This is a genomic window from Coleofasciculus chthonoplastes PCC 7420 (assembly GCF_000155555.1).
GTDB lineage: Bacteria > Cyanobacteriota > Cyanobacteriia > Cyanobacteriales > Coleofasciculaceae > Coleofasciculus > Coleofasciculus chthonoplastes_A.
This window is the reverse complement of record NZ_DS989851.1, coordinates 208,890-227,936: the sequence shown is the minus strand read 5'-3', so window position 1 is coordinate 227,936 and position 19,047 is coordinate 208,890. Positions and strand designations below refer to the sequence as shown.

Here is a 19,047-nt window from a genome sequence, read left to right as displayed (position 1 = left end):
CTCCTGTTTACAAGGGATTGGAGCATTTATCTCAATTTGTTCATTTGAGGTTGTCAGTAAAGTATTAATTTTGCTCTCAGCTAAAGTGTTAGTTGTCTGTGATTCAGTTATTTCAATGGTTATAGACTTTCTAACTGACACATTTTCAACTATAGGGGGGGGACTTCCCTCTATCTTGATCGACTCAACTTCAGGTTTATTATCACAAGTGTCTTTTGGTACATATTTATAAGGATTAGATATGCCATAGACCTTAGTTCGTTTTCCTGTAGCTGATGGACGCTTAGTAATCAGTTCCCGTTTAAACAATCGTCCTAATGCCTGATAAACACTATCCTTTTTCTGGGGAGGGATACCTAATGATTCAGATATCTCTACCTGTTCAAATTACCACTTGGTTGCAAACTCATCCGTATTAAGCGAAGACGGATTTAATTAATATGTCTGATTCCGGGATTTCCCAACGCTAGGGCAAAACGACGATAAAATTAATTAAACAAGGGTATTTAGAAGTCCGAGAAGTCGCAACGGGTGAAGTTGTCACCGTCATTGAGATACTCTCTCCGATTAATAAACGTTCGGTAGAAGGTCGCGATCAATATGAGACTAAACGAAATAAAATCTTCGGTAGTTCAACTCATTTAGTGGAAATTGATTTACTGAGTAAGGGGCAACCTATGCCAGTTTATCACAGCAATGGTCAAACTCATTATCGAATCTTAATCAGTCGAGGGGACTGTCGCCCTCAAGCTGATTTGTATGCTTTTAATCTACCAGATACTATTCCCTCATTTCCCTTACCCTTGAAGTCTGGGGATCAGGAACCTTTAGTCGATTTACAGGTATTGTTGAGTAATGTGTACGAGCAGGCAAGTTATGATTTGGCAATCGATTATACTCAAGAACCCGTACCGCCATTGTTGGCAGATGATCGGGTTTGGGGTAATACATTGTTAACCGAGCAACAACTGCGATCGCACTAGCAGGGAAAGCTGTCGCAATTCTGACTTATTTTTATGACTAACTGTGGTTGCTGGACTAATCAGGGCAATGCATGAATTGCCCCTACATGTAATCCTTCTATCGATTCAGCTTTTGCATAAACTTACGGATTCCCCAAGCACCCATAGCGAATAAACCTAATGCTGTAGATGCTTCTGGAATATCAACGGGTTCTGAATCAGTGGGAATCCGAGTAATGGCAACTGAATCAAGATAGGATCGATTTTGGCGGAACCGAAAACTGAGGGATTCAAAATAGTCTTGACCTTCCAGGTTATCTTGAATACTGACGCTCATGGGTAGGGTTGAACCATCTTTAGCTGAAAAGGCTTGCCAATTATCATTCAGCCAATAATAGGGCGTGACTTCAACCGTATCCACTCCCGTTTTACTGAGAGTGAGCCGGAAACTCTCGTAAGTTTCAGTATCAGGAAATTGATCCGGAACAACTAATTCTTGCTCAACTTCATGGGGAATCTGAAAGCCGGGATCAACGTAAAGTAAATAGGGTAAATTGCGGAAATTGCCATCACGGGGAGAAATAGGACGGATATTCCAGTTAATTTGGCGCGGTTCCTGAGTATCTGTTGCTACAACATTCAGTTCCATAAAGAACTTACCCAGTTCTGGCTTACTTCGATCGGTGCGAGCGCTCCAGTAAAGAGCGATATCACCCTCATCTAAATCCAATTGATTCAACGATGAGAGATCGTAGTAGGCTGATGCCCAGTTGGTTTCAGGATTAGCCTGAAGTTCACCCTGAGCGACGGTGGTATTGTTTAGCTGCCAATCGTCGGCGTTATCAAATGTACTGTGATAAATTTCTTGCTCATTCGGATTATAGGCAAAAAAATTCGCCGCTTGTGCTTTTGCCGCTACACCCGCGACGAAGGCGACTGATAGTAAAAAAGTTAATTTAAGTTTCACGGAATTACCTCTACCCACGAGTTTGTATACTCGCCATCATAATTAATCTTCACTAGCGAATAGGTAAAATCCGCATAAAATTACCTGCTCAATCTATAAATTCTTGGCAAACTTATTTTATTTATTTGAATAATTTTATTTTTATTAATTTATGTGAATTTTTGAAGCGTGATCTTCACGATGAAATGTTCTATTTTTTTCTGAACAAATTTTAATCAGTTAGTCGTTTAGGTTAATCTAAGCAAGATCCCCGACTTCTTGAAGAAGTCGGGGATCTGTCTGTATACCGATGCATGACAGATTACCTCCTTGACTGCAACTTGGTATTAGTGGCGTGGCAGTACCCAATCACCACTTCAAAAATGCGGCATCTGATCCCTGTTCGCGGCGAATCTTACTATCGTTTTCAAACCAATCAATCACCTGCTGAGGCGTCAACTCTTCCACAGCCACTCCTGTGTCTTGGGCAATATGGGTTAAAAGGCGCAGGGATGAAATAGTTAATCGGGTTAAAAACTTCTCATGGGATGCGAGTAACGCTTGATCGACAGCCGCCGATTCTTCTGGACTTAAAAATTGTGTTGTCGGTTGTTGGGACATAAGAAAGGGGGGATGAGGGAGCTGGGGGAGCAATGTAGAGACGTGCCATGGCGCGTCTGGGAGCAAGGAAAGCCAATTTGTAGGGGCGGGTTTTACCCATAACGTTGTGGCACACAACCGATAACCTAACTAAACCCGCCCTTCTTGGGAATATGGGGAAGCAAAGGACCAATGACCAATGATCAATAAGCTGTTCGGCATTTAAACCTTAATATCAATAACGGCGAAAGGATGGTAGTGCGTTTAGCGAAGCCATGCCGCAGGCTTTGCATCTTGCTCGCTACTAATACCCAATTTAAATGCATGACAGCTTAACAAACTATTTCGCCTGAATCAAATAGCCACACTGATGTTCTCCTTGATTAATCCAGTGGGTGCGCTCGACTTGACAATCGGGTAGGATAGCGGCAAACATTTCTAACTCATGTCCGCAGACGCTGGGAAAGGATTCAGCGACATTGGAAATTGCACAGTTATGTTCTTTCAAAATAAACTGGTTATGGGTCTGCTGGCTAGCATCGCTGGATTCGACCGGATACCATTCCGCCATGTATCCTTCACTTTGGCGCAGTTCTACCAATTTAGCGACTCGTTCGGCTAATGAACCTTCACCCAAAAGCTGGCGGTATTCCATCGCTTTGCGTTCCCACTGTTTCTGGAGGATGGTACTCACCTGATCCCGACCCACGGTTTCTTCCAGGGTGTCTAGCAAGGACACGGCAAACTCACCATAATGGTTAGGGAAGCGATCGCGTCCTTTTTTGCTCAAGCGGTAAACATGTTGAGGACGCCCCATTCCCATGGATACCGACTTATACTCTATCAGTCCCTCGGCTTCTAAATCCTTCAGGTGACGCCGAATGGCTTGGGGACTAATATCCAGAGCTTCCGCTAGTGCATGTGCGATCGCTTGCTCCTGTTTGAGTAAATACTGCAAAATGTCTTGCTTGGTAGAAGATTGCTGAGTGGTGGTCATCGGCTTTTGGGGTGAAATCACACTTGTGTTAGGGCAAGAGAAGAAATTTAGTTGACTTTGACAACATCTTAGTTGTTAATATAACCTACAATAGAGTTAAACAACAAAGGTGTTGTTTTAGTCTAGAGCTAGTGCAACGTTACCGCAATCAGCCCGAACCCTGTCAAACTGGTAACCACAGACGAACCACTTCCCATCCTTAATCGAAGAGAGAACACTGAAGCGAATGACTGCTACCGTTAAAAAATTAGTCAACCAGCCCTACAAGTACGGCTTTGTCACCGATATCGAAGCCGATACCATTCCCCGTGGCTTGAGTGAAGACGTAGTACGCCTGATCTCCGCCAAGAAGAACGAACCGGAGTTCATGCTGGAGTTTCGTCTCAAAGCCTATCGCCAATGGTTAAAGATGGAGGAACCGACGTGGCCCCACGTTAACTATCCGCCCATCAACTATCAGGATATCATTTACTACTCCGCCCCGAAAAAGAAAACGGAAAAGCTGAACAGCCTAGAGGAGGTTGACCCCGCCCTCCTGGAAACCTTTGAAAAGCTGGGGATTCCCCTATCTGAACAGAAGCGACTGTCTAACGTTGCTGTAGATGCAATTTTCGATAGCGTTTCCGTCGCCACCACGTTTAAAGACAAGTTAGCCGAAGCTGGGGTTATCTTCTGTTCCATCTCCGAAGCGCTGCAAGAACACCCAGAATTGGTGCAGAAATATCTGGGTAGTGTGGTTCCCGTCGGTGATAATTACTTTGCTGCCCTAAACTCGGCGGTATTTAGTGACGGTTCCTTTGTGTTTATTCCCAAAGGTGTTAAATGTCCCATGGAATTGTCCACCTATTTCCGGATTAATACTGGGGACACGGGACAATTTGAGCGCACCCTGATTGTCGCCGAAGAAGGGAGTTCGGTGAGTTACTTAGAAGGGTGTACCGCGCCGATGTACGACACCAACCAACTCCACGCCGCCGTTGTCGAACTCGTCACCCTCGATAACGCCGAGATTAAATATTCCACCGTGCAAAACTGGTTTGCAGGAGATGAAAAAGGTAAAGGGGGAATCTATAACTTTGTCACCAAGCGTGGCTTGTGCAAAGGCGTTAACTCCAAGATTTCCTGGACACAGGTAGAAACCGGTTCAGCGATTACCTGGAAATATCCCAGTTGTGTTCTAGTAGGGGATAACTCTGTCGGTGAGTTTTATTCCGTGGCGTTAACCAATAATATGCAGCAAGCCGACACGGGAACCAAAATGGTGCATATTGGCAAAAACACCCGTAGCACGATTATTTCTAAAGGGATTTCCGCTGGCAATTCTAAGAATAGCTATCGGGGATTAGTGAAAGTCAGTCCGAAAGCAAAAAGATCGCGGAATTATTCCCAGTGCGATTCCATGTTAATTGGGGATACCGCTGAGGCGAATACGTTCCCTTATATTCAAGTCGAAAACAATACGGCTAAGGTGGAACACGAAGCCTCAACCTCGAAAATTGGCGAGGATCAGCTTTTCTACTTTACCCAACGCGGAATCTCCGAAGAAGATGCGGTTTCCATGATTGTCAGTGGTTTCTGTCAGGATGTCTTCAACGAACTGCCGATGGAATTTGCCGCTGAAGCCGATAAATTATTGAGTCTGAAATTAGAAGGAGCCGTGGGTTAAGGATTGGAAAAGTACCATGGCGCGTCTGTAGGGGCGGGTTTCACGACTATTGTTTGAAATGGTGCGTTACGCTTGAAATGGTGCGTTACGCTCCGCTAACGCACCCTACACCCGCCCCGATTGTAGAGACGTAGTATGCTACGTCTGGAACATCCCCTCCCTTTTTCTCCCTTATCCCGAATAATCATTGATTTGAATTGGTGAACACTTGTAATGATTAGAGAAAATAGCGACGTCATCTTATCCGTCCGCAATTTGACGGCAAATGTTGAAGGACAACAAATTCTTAAAGGCTTAACTCTAGAGGTGAAGGCGGGAGAAATTCACGCCATTATGGGGCAGAATGGCTCCGGTAAAAGTACCTTTTCTAAGCTTTTAGCGGGACACCCTGCCTACGAAGTTACAGGTGGCGAGGTTACCTTTTTGGGGCAAAATTTGCTGGAACTCGAACCCGAAGAACGGGCATTAGCTGGCATATTTCTAGCATTTCAGTATCCCTTAGAAATTCCCGGTGTCAGTAATTTAGACTTTTTGCGCGTCGCCTATAATTCCCGCCGTAAGCATCAGGGATTAGAGGAAATTGATACGTTTGACTTTGAGGATCTCATAGAAGAAAAGCTGGAAATTGTCAAGATGAATCCCAGCTTCTTAGAACGGAGTTTAAATGAAGGCTTCTCTGGCGGTGAGAAAAAGCGGAATGAGATTCTGCAAATGGCGCTGTTAGAACCTAAACTGGCAATTCTCGATGAAACGGATTCCGGTTTGGATATTGACGCACTGAAGATTGTCGCTAATGGGGTGAGTCAGTTGGCAACTTCCGACAATGCCATGATTTTGATTACCCACTACCAACGGATGCTCAATTATATTGAACCGGATTATGTTCATGTCATGGCAGGAGGGCGCATCCTCAAAACCGGGGGTAAGGAATTGGCATTAGAATTAGAATCCCGTGGTTATGACTGGGTAATAGAAGAAGCGGCGGCTGAGGTGATTGCCTAATGAGTATACAACTATCTGCAAAACCGGAAATTTCCTATTTAAAGGCGTTATTAGACCAATGTCGCCAAGATGAACCCATCGTCGGGGGACAATTAAACGCCACTATCGGGCAACTGCGTGACCAAGCGGCGGCGATTGTGGAAGAATTAGCCATGCCCACCCGTCGGGATGAAGAATGGCGGTTTACGGATTTGTCGCCGTTATTGGCGGTGAATTTTCAAGGGGTTGAGGCGTTTTTTGAACAATTCCTGCAACACTTAGACTTAACCTCCCTCACCCTACCCGAAACCCCGGATAGTCGGTTAGTTTTTGTCAATGGGGTGTATGCGCCGGATTTATCGTCGGTGAGGGGATTACCTGAAGGCGTATATGTGGGGAATTTGGCAGGTTTACCCAATGCGTATCAGGAACGAATCCCCAATTATTTAGGTAAACAACAAGCTGCGTCTGATGTTTTCGCCGCCCTGAATACATCGGGACTCACGGATGCGGCGGTGGTGTGGATACCTAAAGCAACAATTGTCGAGACACCGATTCATCTGCTGTTTATTTCCACCACTGACGACGTACCTGTAATATGCCAACCGCGCTGTCTAGTGGTTGCTGAACCTGGTTCGGTGGTGAATCTGATTGAACATTACGCAGCGAATGTAGAAGGATGTCCTGATATTCCGGTAAATCGTCCTTATTTCAATAACCAAGTGACGGAGATTTGGATTGAGGATGACGCCCAGGTTATCCATACCCGGAATCAGCGAGAAGCGATTGATGGGTTCCACATTGGTAAAACAGCCGTCACCCAAGCCCGGAATAGCCGCTATACCTGTAACGCGATTAGTTTAGGGGCGAGACTATCCCGACATAATCTAGAAATCGTGCAAACCGGTGAGGCGACGGAAACCACACTGAAGGGTTTAACCATGATTGGTGGGGAACAGGTAGCCGATACCCACAGTGCGGTGCTATTGAATCATCCTCATGGCATGACCAACCAGTTGCACAAATGTATCATAGATGACCGGGCGCACGGAGTCTTCAATGGTAAGGTTTTCGTGCCGCAAGCGGCTCAATTTACTAATGCGGCTCAATTGAATCGCAATTTATTGCTTTCGGCGAAAGCCCGTGTAAATACCAAACCGCAATTGGAAATTACGGCAGACCAAGTAAAATGTTCTCACGGTGCGACGGTGAGTCAATTAGACCCGGAGGATGTATTCTATTTACAAAGTCGGGGACTAAATGAAACCAATGCCCGAAATCTGTTAATTGATGCTTTTGTAGCGGAGATTCTCCAACGGATTCCTGTGGACTCCCTGCGGCAAAGACTGTCTCAATGTGCGATGTGTAGAACAATGTAGTCCCAAAAAATGTAGAGACGTGCCATGGCACGTCTTTCCAGGGCTTCGCTAGTCGGACATGGTTTTGAGTTTTATAATTCTTTGACAAATGACCAATGACAAATGACAAATGACCAATAACAAATGACCAATGACCAATGACAAATGACCAATGACGAATAACCAATGACCATTACCCAAGAAAAAACCCTAGCTGCTATCGTCCGTTCTGACTTTCCCATTTTGCAGGAGAAAGTTCACGATAAACCGTTAATTTATCTTGATAGTGCTGCCACCTCTCAGAAGCCGTTGGCGGTGCTTAATGCGCTGCAAAACTACTATGAAAGGGACAATGCCAACGTCCACCGAGGCGCTCATGCGCTGAGTGTCCGCGCCACAGAAGCGTATGAGTCAGCGCGGGATAAGGTGGCGGCGTTTATAAATGCGGCGTCGCGGAATGAGATTGTGTTTACCCGGAATGCCTCAGAATCAATTAACTTGGTGGCGTATAGCTGGGGATTAAATACGTTGCAGCCAGGGGATGAAATCATTCTCTCGGTGATGGAACATCACAGCAACATTGTTCCCTGGCAAATCATTGCCCAGAAGACGGGAGCGGTGTTGAAGTATGTGGAACTGACGGAAACTCAGGAGTTTGATTTAGAACAGTTTAAGTCTCTGATTTCTGAGAAGACAAAGTTAGTGGGTATTGTCCATGTCTCGAATACCCTGGGATGTATTAACCCCGTCAAAGAGATTTGTGCGATCGCACATCAGTATGGCGCTAAGGTATTGATTGATGCTTGCCAATCTGTCCCTCATACACCCATTGATGTCCAGGGGATGGATTGTGACTGGTTAGTGGCGTCGGGTCACAAAATGTGTGCGCCCACAGGGATTGGTTTTTTGTATGGCAAGTTAGATTTGCTGCTAGAAATGCCCCCGTTTATGGGTGGGGGTGAGATGATTGCGGAAGTCTTTCTCGACTATTCCACCTATGCCGAATTACCCCATAAATTTGAAGCTGGAACTCCTGCGATTGGGGAAGCGATCGCGCTGGGTGCGGCGGTAGACTATTTAATGGGGATTGGTATGGATAAAATCCATGCTTATGAGGAGGAATTGACGGCGTATCTATTCCAGCAGTTACGGGATGTTCCTGATTTGACTCTGTATGGTCCCCAACCCACAGCAGAGGGGAAGGGAAGGGCGGCTTTGGCATCATTTAATGTGAAGGGATTAGCATCGAGTGATGTGTCTACTCTATTAGACCATGAAGGGGTAGCAATTCGTTCCGGTCATCATTGTACGCAACCGTTGCATCGTATTTTAGAGGTAACGGGTTCGGCGCGGGCGAGTTTGTATTTTTACAATACACGGGAAGAGATTGATGTTTTTGTTCGGGTGTTGAAAGAGACGATTGATTTTTTTAAGAGTGTGATGGAGTAGAGTTGTGGGGTGGGCAATGCCTACCCTACAGTTTTGGGTTTTTGGGGATTTGTATTTTTTTAACGCAGAGGTACGCAGAGGTAAGCGCAGAGGGGCGCAGAGGTTTTTGGGGAGAAGAGGTTAGTGTTATTGAACTGAGATTGTAGATATGTTGATAAGCTTAACTTTAGCTGAACAACGAACTGTCCTGGACAATATTAGCTGGCAAACTTTTGAAGCGTTATTGGTAGAAACGGGTGCAGACAGGGGGTATCGGTTTGCTTATGACGGCGGCACGTTGGAAATTATGACGCCTCGTTTTGATTATGAAAATCATAAGGCAAATTTGGGTAATTTTATTGTTGCATTAGCCGAAGAGTTAGATATTGAGATTAAAAGTGCTGGTTCGACAACGCTGAAACGAGAAATAGTCCAGCGGGGAATAGAACCTGATAATTGTTATTATATCCAAAATGAACTCGCTGTTCGAGGTCGGCAAAACATTGATTTAGAAACTGATCCGCCGCCTGATTTAGCGATTGAAATTGATATTACTAGCAGTTGTGTGGATAAGTTGGGGATTTACTCGGCGCTAGGTGTCCCTGAAATTTGGCGGTATAATGGGCGAGTTTTGCGATTCTATCGACGGGTAAAAGGGCAATATGTTGAGTGTGAATCTAGTTTGGCTTTTCCTTTAATATCCGTTAACGTTAATGAAATGAGCCGATTTCTCCAGCAGAGTAAGACAATGGGAGAAATTGCGCTGTTGAAAGCGTTTCGTGCTTGGGTGAGAGAAAATTTATAACTCAAGTATGAAATATGGGTGTGGTACCGCTAAAATAGTGGAATGAATAGATGTGACCCTTGAATTGGGTATGAGTAGCGAGCAAGATGCAAAGCCTGCGGCATGGCTTCGCTAAACGCACTACAAGGATTTCGTCTTTATAACCGTAGGAGTTATCAGCGATGGGTATTGAGAATAGAAGATGGAAAGGATTATTTGCTCCCACTGAAGTTGTTGAACTGAAACAGATGTGTTTAACCCCCGGACAGATGTTTCAACCAGGACAATATAAGGCTGAAGATTTACCGGAAATTGCCTTTGAAATGGGTTTAGTTGAAAGTGTGACGAATAGGGAAACTCAACAGGATAAAGTTGATCCGGCTTCTGAAAAGGACTAAGCTAAGACACATTTAAATTGTGTGTTCCCTGTTACCTGTTTCCTAATCTCAACCTTATGTGGAATGTCACGATCCTTAAGGCTGGTGGGCAATGCCCACCCTACTGGCGTGACGGAAAACGAGTAAGCTAAGACGCATTTAAATTGGGAATGATAGCGAGCAAGATGCTCGCACTACAAGCAAGGATTTCGTAATTTTTTACATTAGGCTTTAAATGCCGAACAGTTTGTTTTATGTTGCCTGTTCCCTAATCTCAACCGTTAACTTTCTACTTATGACAACCAATCCTTATGCTTGGTTAGAAGACTCTCTTTCTACTATCCATAAAGCTAACTGGTATCGTTCAGTGCAAAGGCTGCAAAATCGTCCCGGTGCGGTGGTAAAACTGGAAGGGCAAGAGGTGATTAATTTTGCCAGTAATGATTATTTAGGATTGGCGGGAGATGAACGTTTAATTGAAGCGGCGATTATAGCAACTCAGCACTATGGTACAGGTAGTACCGGTTCTCGGTTACTCAGTGGACATCGGGAATTGCATCAAGAATTGGAATGTGCGATCGCATCTCTGAAACAAACCGAAGATGCATTGGTGTTTAGTTCGGGTTATCTGGCGAATATCGGTGCGATCGCGGCTTTAGTGGGGAAGCGAGATCTGATTCTGGCAGATCAGTATAATCACTCTAGTCTCAAGAATGGGGCAATTTTAAGTGGTGCGACAGTAATCAACTATATCCATAGGGATATGGAAGACTTAAAGCATCAACTGGTTTACCATCGCCACAATTACCGCCGTTGTCTCATTGCAACTGATAGCGTTTTTAGTATGGATGGGGATTTATGTCCCTTGCCAGATATTCTCTCACTAGCGGATCAATTTAGCAGCATGGTACTTGTTGATGAAGCCCACGCAACGGGTGTTTTAGGCGCTACAGGTGCAGGCTGTGTGGAACATTTTGGCTGTACGGAACACCCCTTAATTCAAATGGGAACATTGAGTAAAGCATTGGGAAGTTTGGGGGGATATATTGCAGGTTCAGCGACTCTAATTGATTTCCTGAGAAATCGCGCCCCTAGCTGGATTTATACTACTGGACTATCTCCGGCTGATACGGCGGCGGCGTTAACGGCGGTTGAAATTGTCCAAAAAGAACCGCAACGTCGCGATCGACTTTGGCAGAATGTCGAAATGCTCAAGTCTTTGATTCAGCAATCGTTATCGGCGCTGAATATATTACCATCTGAATCTCCAATTCTGTGCCTTCAATGTCCTAATGTCGAAGATGTTTTGAATATGGCACAACAGCTAAAAGCAGCAGGTATTTTTGCCCCAGCTATTCGTCCGCCTACTGTCCCCACCAGTCGGATTCGTATTTCAGTTATGGCAATTCATGAACCGACTCACTTGCAGTTATTGGTGACATCACTGCTGCGGGGGTTGGTTTAATAATATAACATTTCACGGGAAGTCTAGAACCCTGATTCGGGGCGGGTTTAGTCACATCTGGGTGTAACCCAAAAGATGGTCGTGAAACCATCCGTGTCAATTTAAGCTCAATCCCTCACCCCCAGCCCCTCTCCCAAGTTTGGGAGAGGGGAGTAAGAGGGGAGTAAGAGAATCAGAGCCCCCTTCTCCCGTGCAACAAAAGCTCTCGCATCCTCCCCTACAGAATTTTATTATCTTAACCTTAATGTGTAGTGGTATATTACTCAGACTCAGCATTTTCTGGTTTAAATTTAACCTTGTTATACGCATCAGTTAAGGAAATTTCAAAATTGAGTGAGGAGAACGCGATCGCCTGATCGGATTCGTCATATTCGCGCAATGACCATTGTTTAGTGTCTGTCTTAGAAAAATGTTCGACATATCGTTTAGTTTGATCCAGGAGTAAATATTCCCGAAAACTGGGAATTGTACGGTAAGCCTGAAACTTGTCACTGCGATCATACCTTTGGGTTGATTTTGACGAAATCTCGATAATCACTTGAGGATTCGTAATTGTGTCGGTGCGGTTATTGTAATAGTCAGGTTCTCCTGCAATAACCATAACATCGGGATAGGTGTAGATCCGTCTTTTCGGTATCCACAGACGCACATCACTCATGAAAACGTCATACTCTTGGGTTTTAAACGCAAAATTCAGTGCCGCATAAAGATTACCGGCTATCCGATTGTGATTGGTAGATCCACCTGCCTTATGGAAAATTTGACCGTCAATGTACTCACTTTTATCGTCGGCTGCTTCCTCCAGGGTTAGATATTCCTCTGGAGTGTAGTATCGCTGTTCAGTAACCTGCATGATTAAACCGAGGATGTTGAACTAAGGTTTACTTTTACTGTATCTCCTTAACGGTTAAATAAGCTGCTTGGCATTTAAACCTTAATGTCAATAATGGCGAAATCCTTGTAGTGCGAGCATCTTGCTCGCTACCCATTCATCTTGCTCGCTACCCATTCATCTTGCTCGCTACCCATTCATCTTGCTCGCTACCCATTCCCAACTTAAATGCGTGACAGCTTAATCAGGACTTACGCAGCAACACTACTTATGGGGGTAAAGGTGCGTTACGCTACGCTAACGCACCCTACGAGTCTTTACCTCCTTAACGGTTAAATAATGACGATTGACTAATGACTGACTTACTGGAAAGTCGATGAGAACTCGATAAGAACTCGAACAACTCCATCGCGAACTCAAATCACCACCAGGTTTAATAGCAATTAGCAAGAGAAAACCCTTGCTATTAACCGAGTTCACGAGGACATTCATGTGTTATCCCAAGTTTTGGCACAGGCGACGACTCAATCAACCTTTCGGATTACTCCCCCTATATTTTGGCTGATTGTAGGTGTTCTACTTTGCCTAGTTGAATTCTTTATCCCCAAATCTTGGGCGAAGCGATTCCGGTTTATTGCCCTGATGATGGGTGTAGGTGCGCTACTTGTCTCATTTATTGTATGGCAGGGCGCGATCGCACTGGGGTTTGAGTGGCAATTCCTGATGTATGACGGGTTTAGCTTACAGGTGATGTATTGGATGGGATTATCCTTTGCGTTTGCGATCTGGTTGCGCCCTATGTTGATTCGACGTCCTAAATATACTATCCCAGAGGCGACTCAAGCCCAGGTGTTAACCGAGATATTACCAGGAGAAACAGGACGAGTGATGTATGAGGGTTCCTCTTGGCAAGCCTGTTGTGCTGATCCCGAAATTGCGATCGCACCTAACCAAACGGTGTATGTGGTGCGGCGAGAGGATAATACCTTGATTGTCATGCCATGAGTTGGTCATTCGTCTTATGTCATTCGTCCTTCTATTTGAAAATAGTCAGATGTTCACATTGCTGTTAATGCAGACAGAAGTGAATCGCATTGATGCCCAAACAATTCTGGCACAAGCGACTACGAAGTCAGCCTTTATCCCTCATCCATCCCTATTCTGGTTAGGTAGCGGTGTTGTACTTTGCCTACTGGAGTTGTTTCTGCCGAAAGCCTTCAGCCAAAAATTCCGACTTGTGCCTCTATCAATGGGAATTATTTCCCTAATCATAGCGTTTAGCTTGTTTAGAATGACAAGATTTGTCGCATTTCGCTGGCAGGTGGCTTACTGGATGCTACTGTCTACCGCCTCGGTTATCTGGATACGTCCGATGTTGCTCAAGCGGAAAAAATTTAAAGTTCCAGAAGCAACGGAAGCCAAAACATTAACGGAAATTTCACCAGGAGAAACGGGACGAGTTCTCTATGAAGGCAGTTCTTGGGCAGCGCGTTGTCAAGAACGGCAAATGAGTATTCCTGCCAATCTAACCGTTTATGTTGTCGGACAAGAGGATAACACATTAATTGTTCTGCCAGAACATTTGTTTCGGTCTTAATTGATTCAAAGTTCATAGTTCATAGTTTATTGTACTCGCGCAATGCCCAGGACTCTACAAGACTGATTGATGCCTGAGGCGTTCACGTTCAATTGAATTTCATTGTACTCAAGAGGAGAATTAAAATGTATCAGTGGTTTTTTATGGCATTTATCGCGCTAACAGGTACAACTTTAGCGGGGAGTGTCAAGATTATTAAACAAGGGGAAGAGGCGTTAGTTGAAACCCTGGGTCGATATGATGGTAAAAAACTAGAACCAGGTCTAAATTTTGTTATCCCATTCCTGGATCAAATTGCTTGTCAGGAAACGATTCGCGAACAAGTTTTAGAAATACCACCACAAAATTGTATTACTCGTGATAATGTGTCAATTAGTGTAGATGCTGTCGTTTATTGGCGGGTAATTAATCTGGAAAAATCTTATTACAAAGTTCAGGATCTGCAAGCCGCGATGGTGAATTTAGTTTTAACTCAAATTCGCTCAGAAATGGGTAAACTTGAACTGAACCAAACCTTTACCGCCCGCACTGAAGTGAATGAAATGCTATTGCGGGAATTAGATATTGCCACAGCACCGTGGGGAGTCAAGGTAACGCGGGTAGAATTGCGGGATATTGTTCCATCTAAAACCGTGCAAGGGGCAATGGAATTACAGATGTCAGCGGAACGGAAAAAACAGGCGGCAATTCTGACATCGGAAGGAGAACGAGAAGCAGTAGTTAATAGTGCCAGAGGGGAAGCTGAGGCACAAATCATTGAGGCAGAAGCGCGTCAACGAGCCGCTATTTTAGAGGCGGAAGCGCAACAAAAGCAGCAAGTTCTCAAGGCGCAAGGGACAGCCGCCGCGATGGATATTCTTGGCAAAAAGTTAAACGCTGCTCCCTCATCAGCCCAAGCACTACAGTTTTTATTGGCACAAAACTATTTGGATATGGGGATAAAAATTGGTAGTAGTAACAGCAGCAAGATCATGTTTATGGACCCGCGCACGATTCCAGCGACGTTAGATGGGATTGGTTCGATAATAACAGAGGAGAGTAATGGAGAGTTGAGTAAGTTGGCTTAGAATTAATTTCATCGGGTGCGTTAGCGAAGCGTAACGCACCTAAAATGCTGATTTTTTATGGGCTAATTGTAAAGGCTTAATCCCAATGAATATTCATTTTAAGACTCTGCCGATGAGTCGATGAGTTCACACTCTTGAAAGGATGGCTATTTCTAAGCAAACCTATCGGGTTGTTTGCACTCCTTGTTCTTAAACGCCCACTGTTATTGGAACAGCGTTACTATTCGTACTAATATCTCCAAACTTATAAGCTGCTATTTTTCTACCATCACTTCCTGTAACCCGAAAAGTTTTTAATGGTATTCCTAGCTCTCGGACATCTCTAGCTGCTCTAGGAGGATGATTATAACCATAAGTTTCTTTGAGTTCTTCAGTTGTTACAAAACCATACTGCATAATGTGATCAATAACCGATCTAGGTCTTTTGGCTGTTACTGACTGACAAATTTTTATAAAATCGTCAGGTAACTGTTGAGAATTATCCATGTTGCTATAGAAGCGTCAATTGCTTAGGAAATCCAAGAATATAATTTTCTATTTCTGGTGAGCAATCCCTGAGTAAAGTTGGTGACAAATATAATGACTCTACTGTTATTTCCTGTTTACCTAAAAGTGTTGCCTGTGATGAACGTCCTACCTCGATTTGAATTTTTTTAAGACCCAGATATTCCGGTAGTTTCTTACCAAATATTTTATTGCCCCGTTTACCATCGTAACTAATTGCAAATTTTATTGCTTTTCTGTTTAATACTTCTATAGCTGAAACAAATTCATCAAAACTAATCCCAGAGCAGTATCTAGAGTCTCTATTCCCACATACTCCTTGGTAGGGAGGGTCCATGTAGACAAAATCAGTATTGTCAACCTTGGCTAAAACATCTTTATAATCGAGAGCCGTAAATAAACATTTATTTTTTAGCAAATGAGAAACTCCTTCAATATTCTGTCGCATTTTTTCAGGGCGGGTACCTTTCCTACGCTTATCTGGGCTTTGATTAAATAAACCATCGCTATTGTATCGGACAGAACCCTTTACACATCGGGAGAGCAGATAGAGGAACAAGAAAGGGTCATTTGTTTTATTAAATTCATCTCTAATCTTATAATAGTGTTCTACCGAGTTTCCATGTTGTTCATTCCATATTTTTGTATATAAATATGCTATTTTGTCGGGCTGTTCAATAATTAACTCTAGTAACTTAATTAAAGGCAGATTCAAATCATTAATCCAAAACTTTTGACTAACCTGCCGTGCAGCAGCAGCGATACTAATCGCGGCAGTTCCTGAAAATGGCTCTACTAACCTTCCTATTTTATTAGGCAGAAACCTGAGAATGTCTGAGGCAAGATTCCTTTTACTTCCCTGATACTGGATTGGATGCGGAAGATTAGCCATCTTAATCTAAGGAGAAATGCGTGAGTACACTGCGGCAGTAATTTATACCTATCTCTATAGTAATTAAGTTTACCATTTACAGAGGTAGTTCTACGAATTGTCTTTCTGAGAAAAGGTGGAAAATTGCGATCGCGTCCGTGGCTCTCGATGAGTGTATCCCTGGCGTCCCCTGGCTCACGTTTGCCAAACAGGAAATATCGGTCACTCCGTTATACAATTAGCTAGTTAAACTACGCCACACCTGGACAAATGGGAATGACAGGAATCGAACCTGCAACCCAGTGATTAAGAGTCACCTGCTCTGCCAATTGAGCTACATTCCCTGATTAAACCCCTCTGGATGGAATCGAACCACCGCATCCGACATTCGTAGTATCAGTGCCAGAATCCACTGGCAGAGGGATTAAAATCCACCGGGAAGGTACTGCCCCTTCTACCTCTGCGTTATCAGCACAGCGCCTCACTTTTCGGCTTCCGGTGGATAGAGGAAGATGGAGGAATCGAACCCCTACGACATCGCTGTCGTACCACGGTTTTCAAGACCGCTTGCCGTCCATTCAGCGGCATCTTCCAGTTAAGGGTGTCTGACGGGACTTGAACCCGCTATTGACTTGTTCCACAAACAAGCGCCGCAACCGCTTTGGCTTCAGACACCATCATGGATCTGGCGGGGGTCGAACCCGCAACCTCCTGTGTGCAAAACAGGCGTTCTCCCATTAGAACTACAGACCCTAAGTGGGTGGACATAATAAAAGCTAACGGTGGAGATTGTCATTCGTCATTTGTCATTCGTCCTTTGTAAGGGGTTGACACAATATCTCTCGCACTGCCATTAAAATCTCTCCTAATCTATTTTTACCACTGCCATCTTTACCGCATCCCCAGTAGTAATCACTGGGGGAATTTTCGACAATTAACTCATCCCCTGTCGCCAAAAGTATTTCGCGGATATCAGCATGAGTTTCAAACTTCTGCAAAACTCCCCGCTTCATAATTTCATCCTTGACCTGTTCCCAATCACTTCGGATAGGGTGTTCCCGACTTCTGCCCATCTTGGCAGCGTCTTTGGGCGTCTTCACCTCACGGATTTTGTCGAACCAAGGATGATCTGTCTCGACAAATTTCTGTGCCTGGAAGTAATGTTCACTCGTTGCCCACCAACAACCATCTAACTCAAAACCATGGCGAGAGAAGTTGGAAAAGCAACCGTAGGGTTTTTCGCGGGTGCTGTAGAAGTAGACAGGCATACTTTTAATTGGTATTTTTGTACTATTATAGTTCAGATCCTGTAATTGTGCGATCGCCCTCGCGTGCAAGTTACCAGAGCGTTGTGATGCGCCTTCTCAGTTACTAGAGGAACTCCGCCGATGAGTTATTACACACTCTTTAAAGGGTGGCTACCTCTAAGCCAACCTATCGGGTTCTTCGCACTCCTCGTTCTCAAACGCCCACTGTTAATAGAACAGTGTTACTCTTCCTCTCGTACTAAGTATGTAGGCTCTTAGACGTCAGGGCACGCAAGGCGCGATCGCACGGTCTGTTGAGTCAAAGAAAATAACCTCCTTTTTGAACAGTATTTAAACGCCCCCACCAGGATTTGAACCTGGAACTCTCAGCTTAGAAGGCTGCTGCTCTATCCCTTGAGCTATGGGGGCTTATATTTCGTCATTTGTCATTTGTCATTCGTCTGAAAATCGATTGTGGAATTCGGTGATTATTCTTTTTTGTTTGGTTGAATCAAGGACAGAAAATAACACCTTTTTGAATTGTCCCCAAAATTGACCATTGGGTAATAAAAAATCAGCAAACATTTGGGCAACTATTGAGGGTTCATTCTGAAAAACGCCACACCCCCAAGCGCCTAAAACGAGTGCATCACATCCCTGCTCAATGGCTAAACTCAATACTTTAGCACCGCGACTATACAAAACATCGCTTATTCTTGTCCCATTTTTGGGTTGATTCCGCCAAATTGCACCCGCATTAGGAGCAGGACTGGTGATGAAATCGACGTGATAGGGTTCTTCTAGTAACGTGCCATCATCTTTCCGAAAAACTGGACAATTTGGGGAATAAATGATCCGATCTGAGTAGAGGAGTGATTTATGGGAACGATGATAGTCATAATAGTCGGGACATTGTAACAAGCTTTTGTAGAGGGCAGAACTTCTAGCTAGACTTTCTTCCTGGGCTTGTGCGCCCTTGATAAAGCCACCGCCAGGATTTTTAGCTGAAGCAAAGTTGAGGACGCCAATCTTGTGAAACTGTCGAGATTGTGCCATACGTTCTGATCCGATTAACGTCGTTTCATTCCTGACTTCAAATTCAGTTGTAGAGAATTTGGGAGTGCTGGAGAGAACATTTTGTTCGAGAGTCGAGAGGCTATCTGGGTCATAGTATTTTGTCTGCGCCAAACAAGCGTTTAAATCTTGAGTAATATCAACCCGTTGACCCGTCGGAGAGTCGTAATAGCCAGCATTAAGAATCTTGAGTGTATCTTGCGCGATCGCTATCCTGTTCATAAGTAATAATTTATACCTTATACGTCAATTGTCAGAGCGGGTTTAGGGAATCTGTAGGGGCGGGTTTAG

At 44.2% G+C, this 19,047-nt stretch carries 17 protein-coding genes, 5 tRNA genes and 2 pseudogenes; 11 read left to right on the top strand and 13 right to left on the bottom strand.

The window, feature by feature from the left end; translation table 11 throughout:
• Positions 1–491: 491 nt before the first annotated feature.
• A pseudogene (locus tag MC7420_RS16850) lies at positions 492–983 on the top strand (DUF4058 family protein); the annotation flags it as partial.
• Between the two features lie 97 nt (positions 984–1,080).
• Here MC7420_RS16850 and MC7420_RS16845 read toward each other — a convergent pair.
• From MC7420_RS16845 to sufR, 3 genes are all read right to left on the bottom strand, one after another.
• Complete coding sequence (locus MC7420_RS16845) at positions 1,081–1,929, bottom strand: hypothetical protein (protein WP_006101611.1); 849 nt, start codon at positions 1,927–1,929, stop codon at positions 1,081–1,083.
• Positions 1,930–2,277: 348 nt separating this feature from the next.
• Complete coding sequence (locus MC7420_RS16840) at positions 2,278–2,529, bottom strand: hypothetical protein (protein WP_044207700.1); 252 nt, start codon at positions 2,527–2,529, stop codon at positions 2,278–2,280.
• A 319-nt stretch (positions 2,530–2,848) separates the two neighbouring features.
• Positions 2,849–3,505, bottom strand: coding sequence for an iron-sulfur cluster biosynthesis transcriptional regulator SufR (gene sufR / locus MC7420_RS16835; protein WP_006101747.1), 657 nt, complete (start codon positions 3,503–3,505; stop codon positions 2,849–2,851).
• 226 nt (positions 3,506–3,731) lie between these two features.
• Between sufR and sufB the strand changes: the two genes are divergently transcribed.
• From sufB to bioF, 7 genes are all read left to right on the top strand, one after another.
• Complete coding sequence (sufB, locus tag MC7420_RS16830) at positions 3,732–5,171, top strand: Fe-S cluster assembly protein SufB (RefSeq protein ID WP_006101632.1); 1,440 nt, start codon at positions 3,732–3,734, stop codon at positions 5,169–5,171.
• A 213-nt stretch (positions 5,172–5,384) separates the two neighbouring features.
• Entirely contained in the window at positions 5,385–6,173 is a 789-nt protein-coding gene (gene sufC, locus MC7420_RS16825; protein WP_006101706.1) for a Fe-S cluster assembly ATPase SufC, read from the top strand.
• Entirely contained in the window at positions 6,173–7,531 is a 1,359-nt protein-coding gene (sufD, locus tag MC7420_RS16820; protein WP_006101721.1) for a Fe-S cluster assembly protein SufD, read from the top strand. The genes sufC and sufD overlap by 1 nt, the downstream gene beginning before the upstream one ends.
• Positions 7,532–7,696: 165 nt before the next feature.
• A complete protein-coding gene (locus MC7420_RS16815; protein ID WP_006101830.1) occupies positions 7,697–8,959 on the top strand; it encodes a SufS family cysteine desulfurase in 1,263 nt (420 codons plus the stop codon).
• 148 nt (positions 8,960–9,107) lie between these two features.
• A complete protein-coding gene (locus tag MC7420_RS16810) occupies positions 9,108–9,743 on the top strand; it encodes a Uma2 family endonuclease (RefSeq protein ID WP_006101819.1) in 636 nt (211 codons plus the stop codon).
• Positions 9,744–9,904: 161 nt separating this feature from the next.
• Positions 9,905–10,120 (top strand): hypothetical protein, encoded by a 216-nt coding sequence (locus MC7420_RS16805; protein WP_006101749.1) that lies wholly within the window; start codon positions 9,905–9,907, stop codon positions 10,118–10,120.
• Between the two features lie 274 nt (positions 10,121–10,394).
• On the top strand, positions 10,395–11,564 hold the full coding sequence (gene bioF / locus MC7420_RS16800; protein WP_006101846.1) for an 8-amino-7-oxononanoate synthase: 1,170 nt from the start codon (positions 10,395–10,397) through the stop codon (positions 11,562–11,564).
• A 259-nt stretch (positions 11,565–11,823) separates the two neighbouring features.
• Here the strand turns inward: bioF and MC7420_RS16795 are convergent, their stop codons facing one another.
• The gene (locus MC7420_RS16795; protein ID WP_006101793.1) at positions 11,824–12,417 is read right to left on the bottom strand and encodes a Uma2 family endonuclease; all 594 of its coding nucleotides are present in this window, start codon (positions 12,415–12,417) and stop codon (positions 11,824–11,826) included.
• Positions 12,418–12,888: 471 nt separating this feature from the next.
• On the opposite strand from MC7420_RS16795, the gene MC7420_RS16790 reads away from it, so the two are divergent.
• From MC7420_RS16790 to MC7420_RS16780, 3 genes are all read left to right on the top strand, one after another.
• Entirely contained in the window at positions 12,889–13,401 is a 513-nt protein-coding gene (locus tag MC7420_RS16790; RefSeq protein WP_006101820.1) for an NfeD family protein, read from the top strand.
• A 49-nt stretch (positions 13,402–13,450) separates the two neighbouring features.
• Entirely contained in the window at positions 13,451–13,993 is a 543-nt protein-coding gene (locus MC7420_RS16785; protein WP_006101655.1) for an NfeD family protein, read from the top strand.
• Between the two features lie 125 nt (positions 13,994–14,118).
• Positions 14,119–15,060 carry an SPFH domain-containing protein gene (locus MC7420_RS16780; RefSeq protein ID WP_006101773.1) on the top strand — a complete coding sequence of 314 codons (942 nt, stop codon included), beginning with the start codon at positions 14,119–14,121 and terminating at the stop codon, positions 15,058–15,060.
• 228 nt (positions 15,061–15,288) lie between these two features.
• On the opposite strand, the pseudogene MC7420_RS16775 reads toward MC7420_RS16780, so the two are convergent.
• The 9 genes and pseudogenes from MC7420_RS16775 to MC7420_RS16745 all read right to left on the bottom strand — a co-directional run.
• Positions 15,289–15,546: pseudogene (locus MC7420_RS16775) on the bottom strand (HNH endonuclease); the annotation flags it as partial.
• Between the two features lie 4 nt (positions 15,547–15,550).
• The gene (locus tag MC7420_RS16770; RefSeq protein WP_006101604.1) at positions 15,551–16,456 is read right to left on the bottom strand and encodes a Dam family site-specific DNA-(adenine-N6)-methyltransferase; all 906 of its coding nucleotides are present in this window, start codon (positions 16,454–16,456) and stop codon (positions 15,551–15,553) included.
• A gap of 250 nt (positions 16,457–16,706) precedes the next feature.
• Positions 16,707–16,779, bottom strand: a tRNA-Lys gene (locus MC7420_RS16765).
• 162 nt (positions 16,780–16,941) lie between these two features.
• Positions 16,942–17,028, bottom strand: a tRNA-OTHER gene (locus tag MC7420_RS39860).
• A gap of 7 nt (positions 17,029–17,035) precedes the next feature.
• Positions 17,036–17,110: transfer RNA gene (locus MC7420_RS39855), tRNA-His, on the bottom strand.
• Positions 17,111–17,115: 5 nt separating this feature from the next.
• Positions 17,116–17,188 (bottom strand) — tRNA-Ala (locus tag MC7420_RS16760).
• Between the two features lie 53 nt (positions 17,189–17,241).
• Entirely contained in the window at positions 17,242–17,703 is a 462-nt protein-coding gene (locus tag MC7420_RS16755; RefSeq protein ID WP_044207818.1) for an NADAR family protein, read from the bottom strand.
• A gap of 335 nt (positions 17,704–18,038) precedes the next feature.
• Positions 18,039–18,111: transfer RNA gene (locus MC7420_RS16750), tRNA-Arg, on the bottom strand.
• Positions 18,112–18,135: 24 nt separating this feature from the next.
• Complete coding sequence (locus MC7420_RS16745) at positions 18,136–18,978, bottom strand: TIGR02452 family protein (RefSeq protein ID WP_006101780.1); 843 nt, start codon at positions 18,976–18,978, stop codon at positions 18,136–18,138.
• Positions 18,979–19,047: the final 69 nt, after the last annotated feature.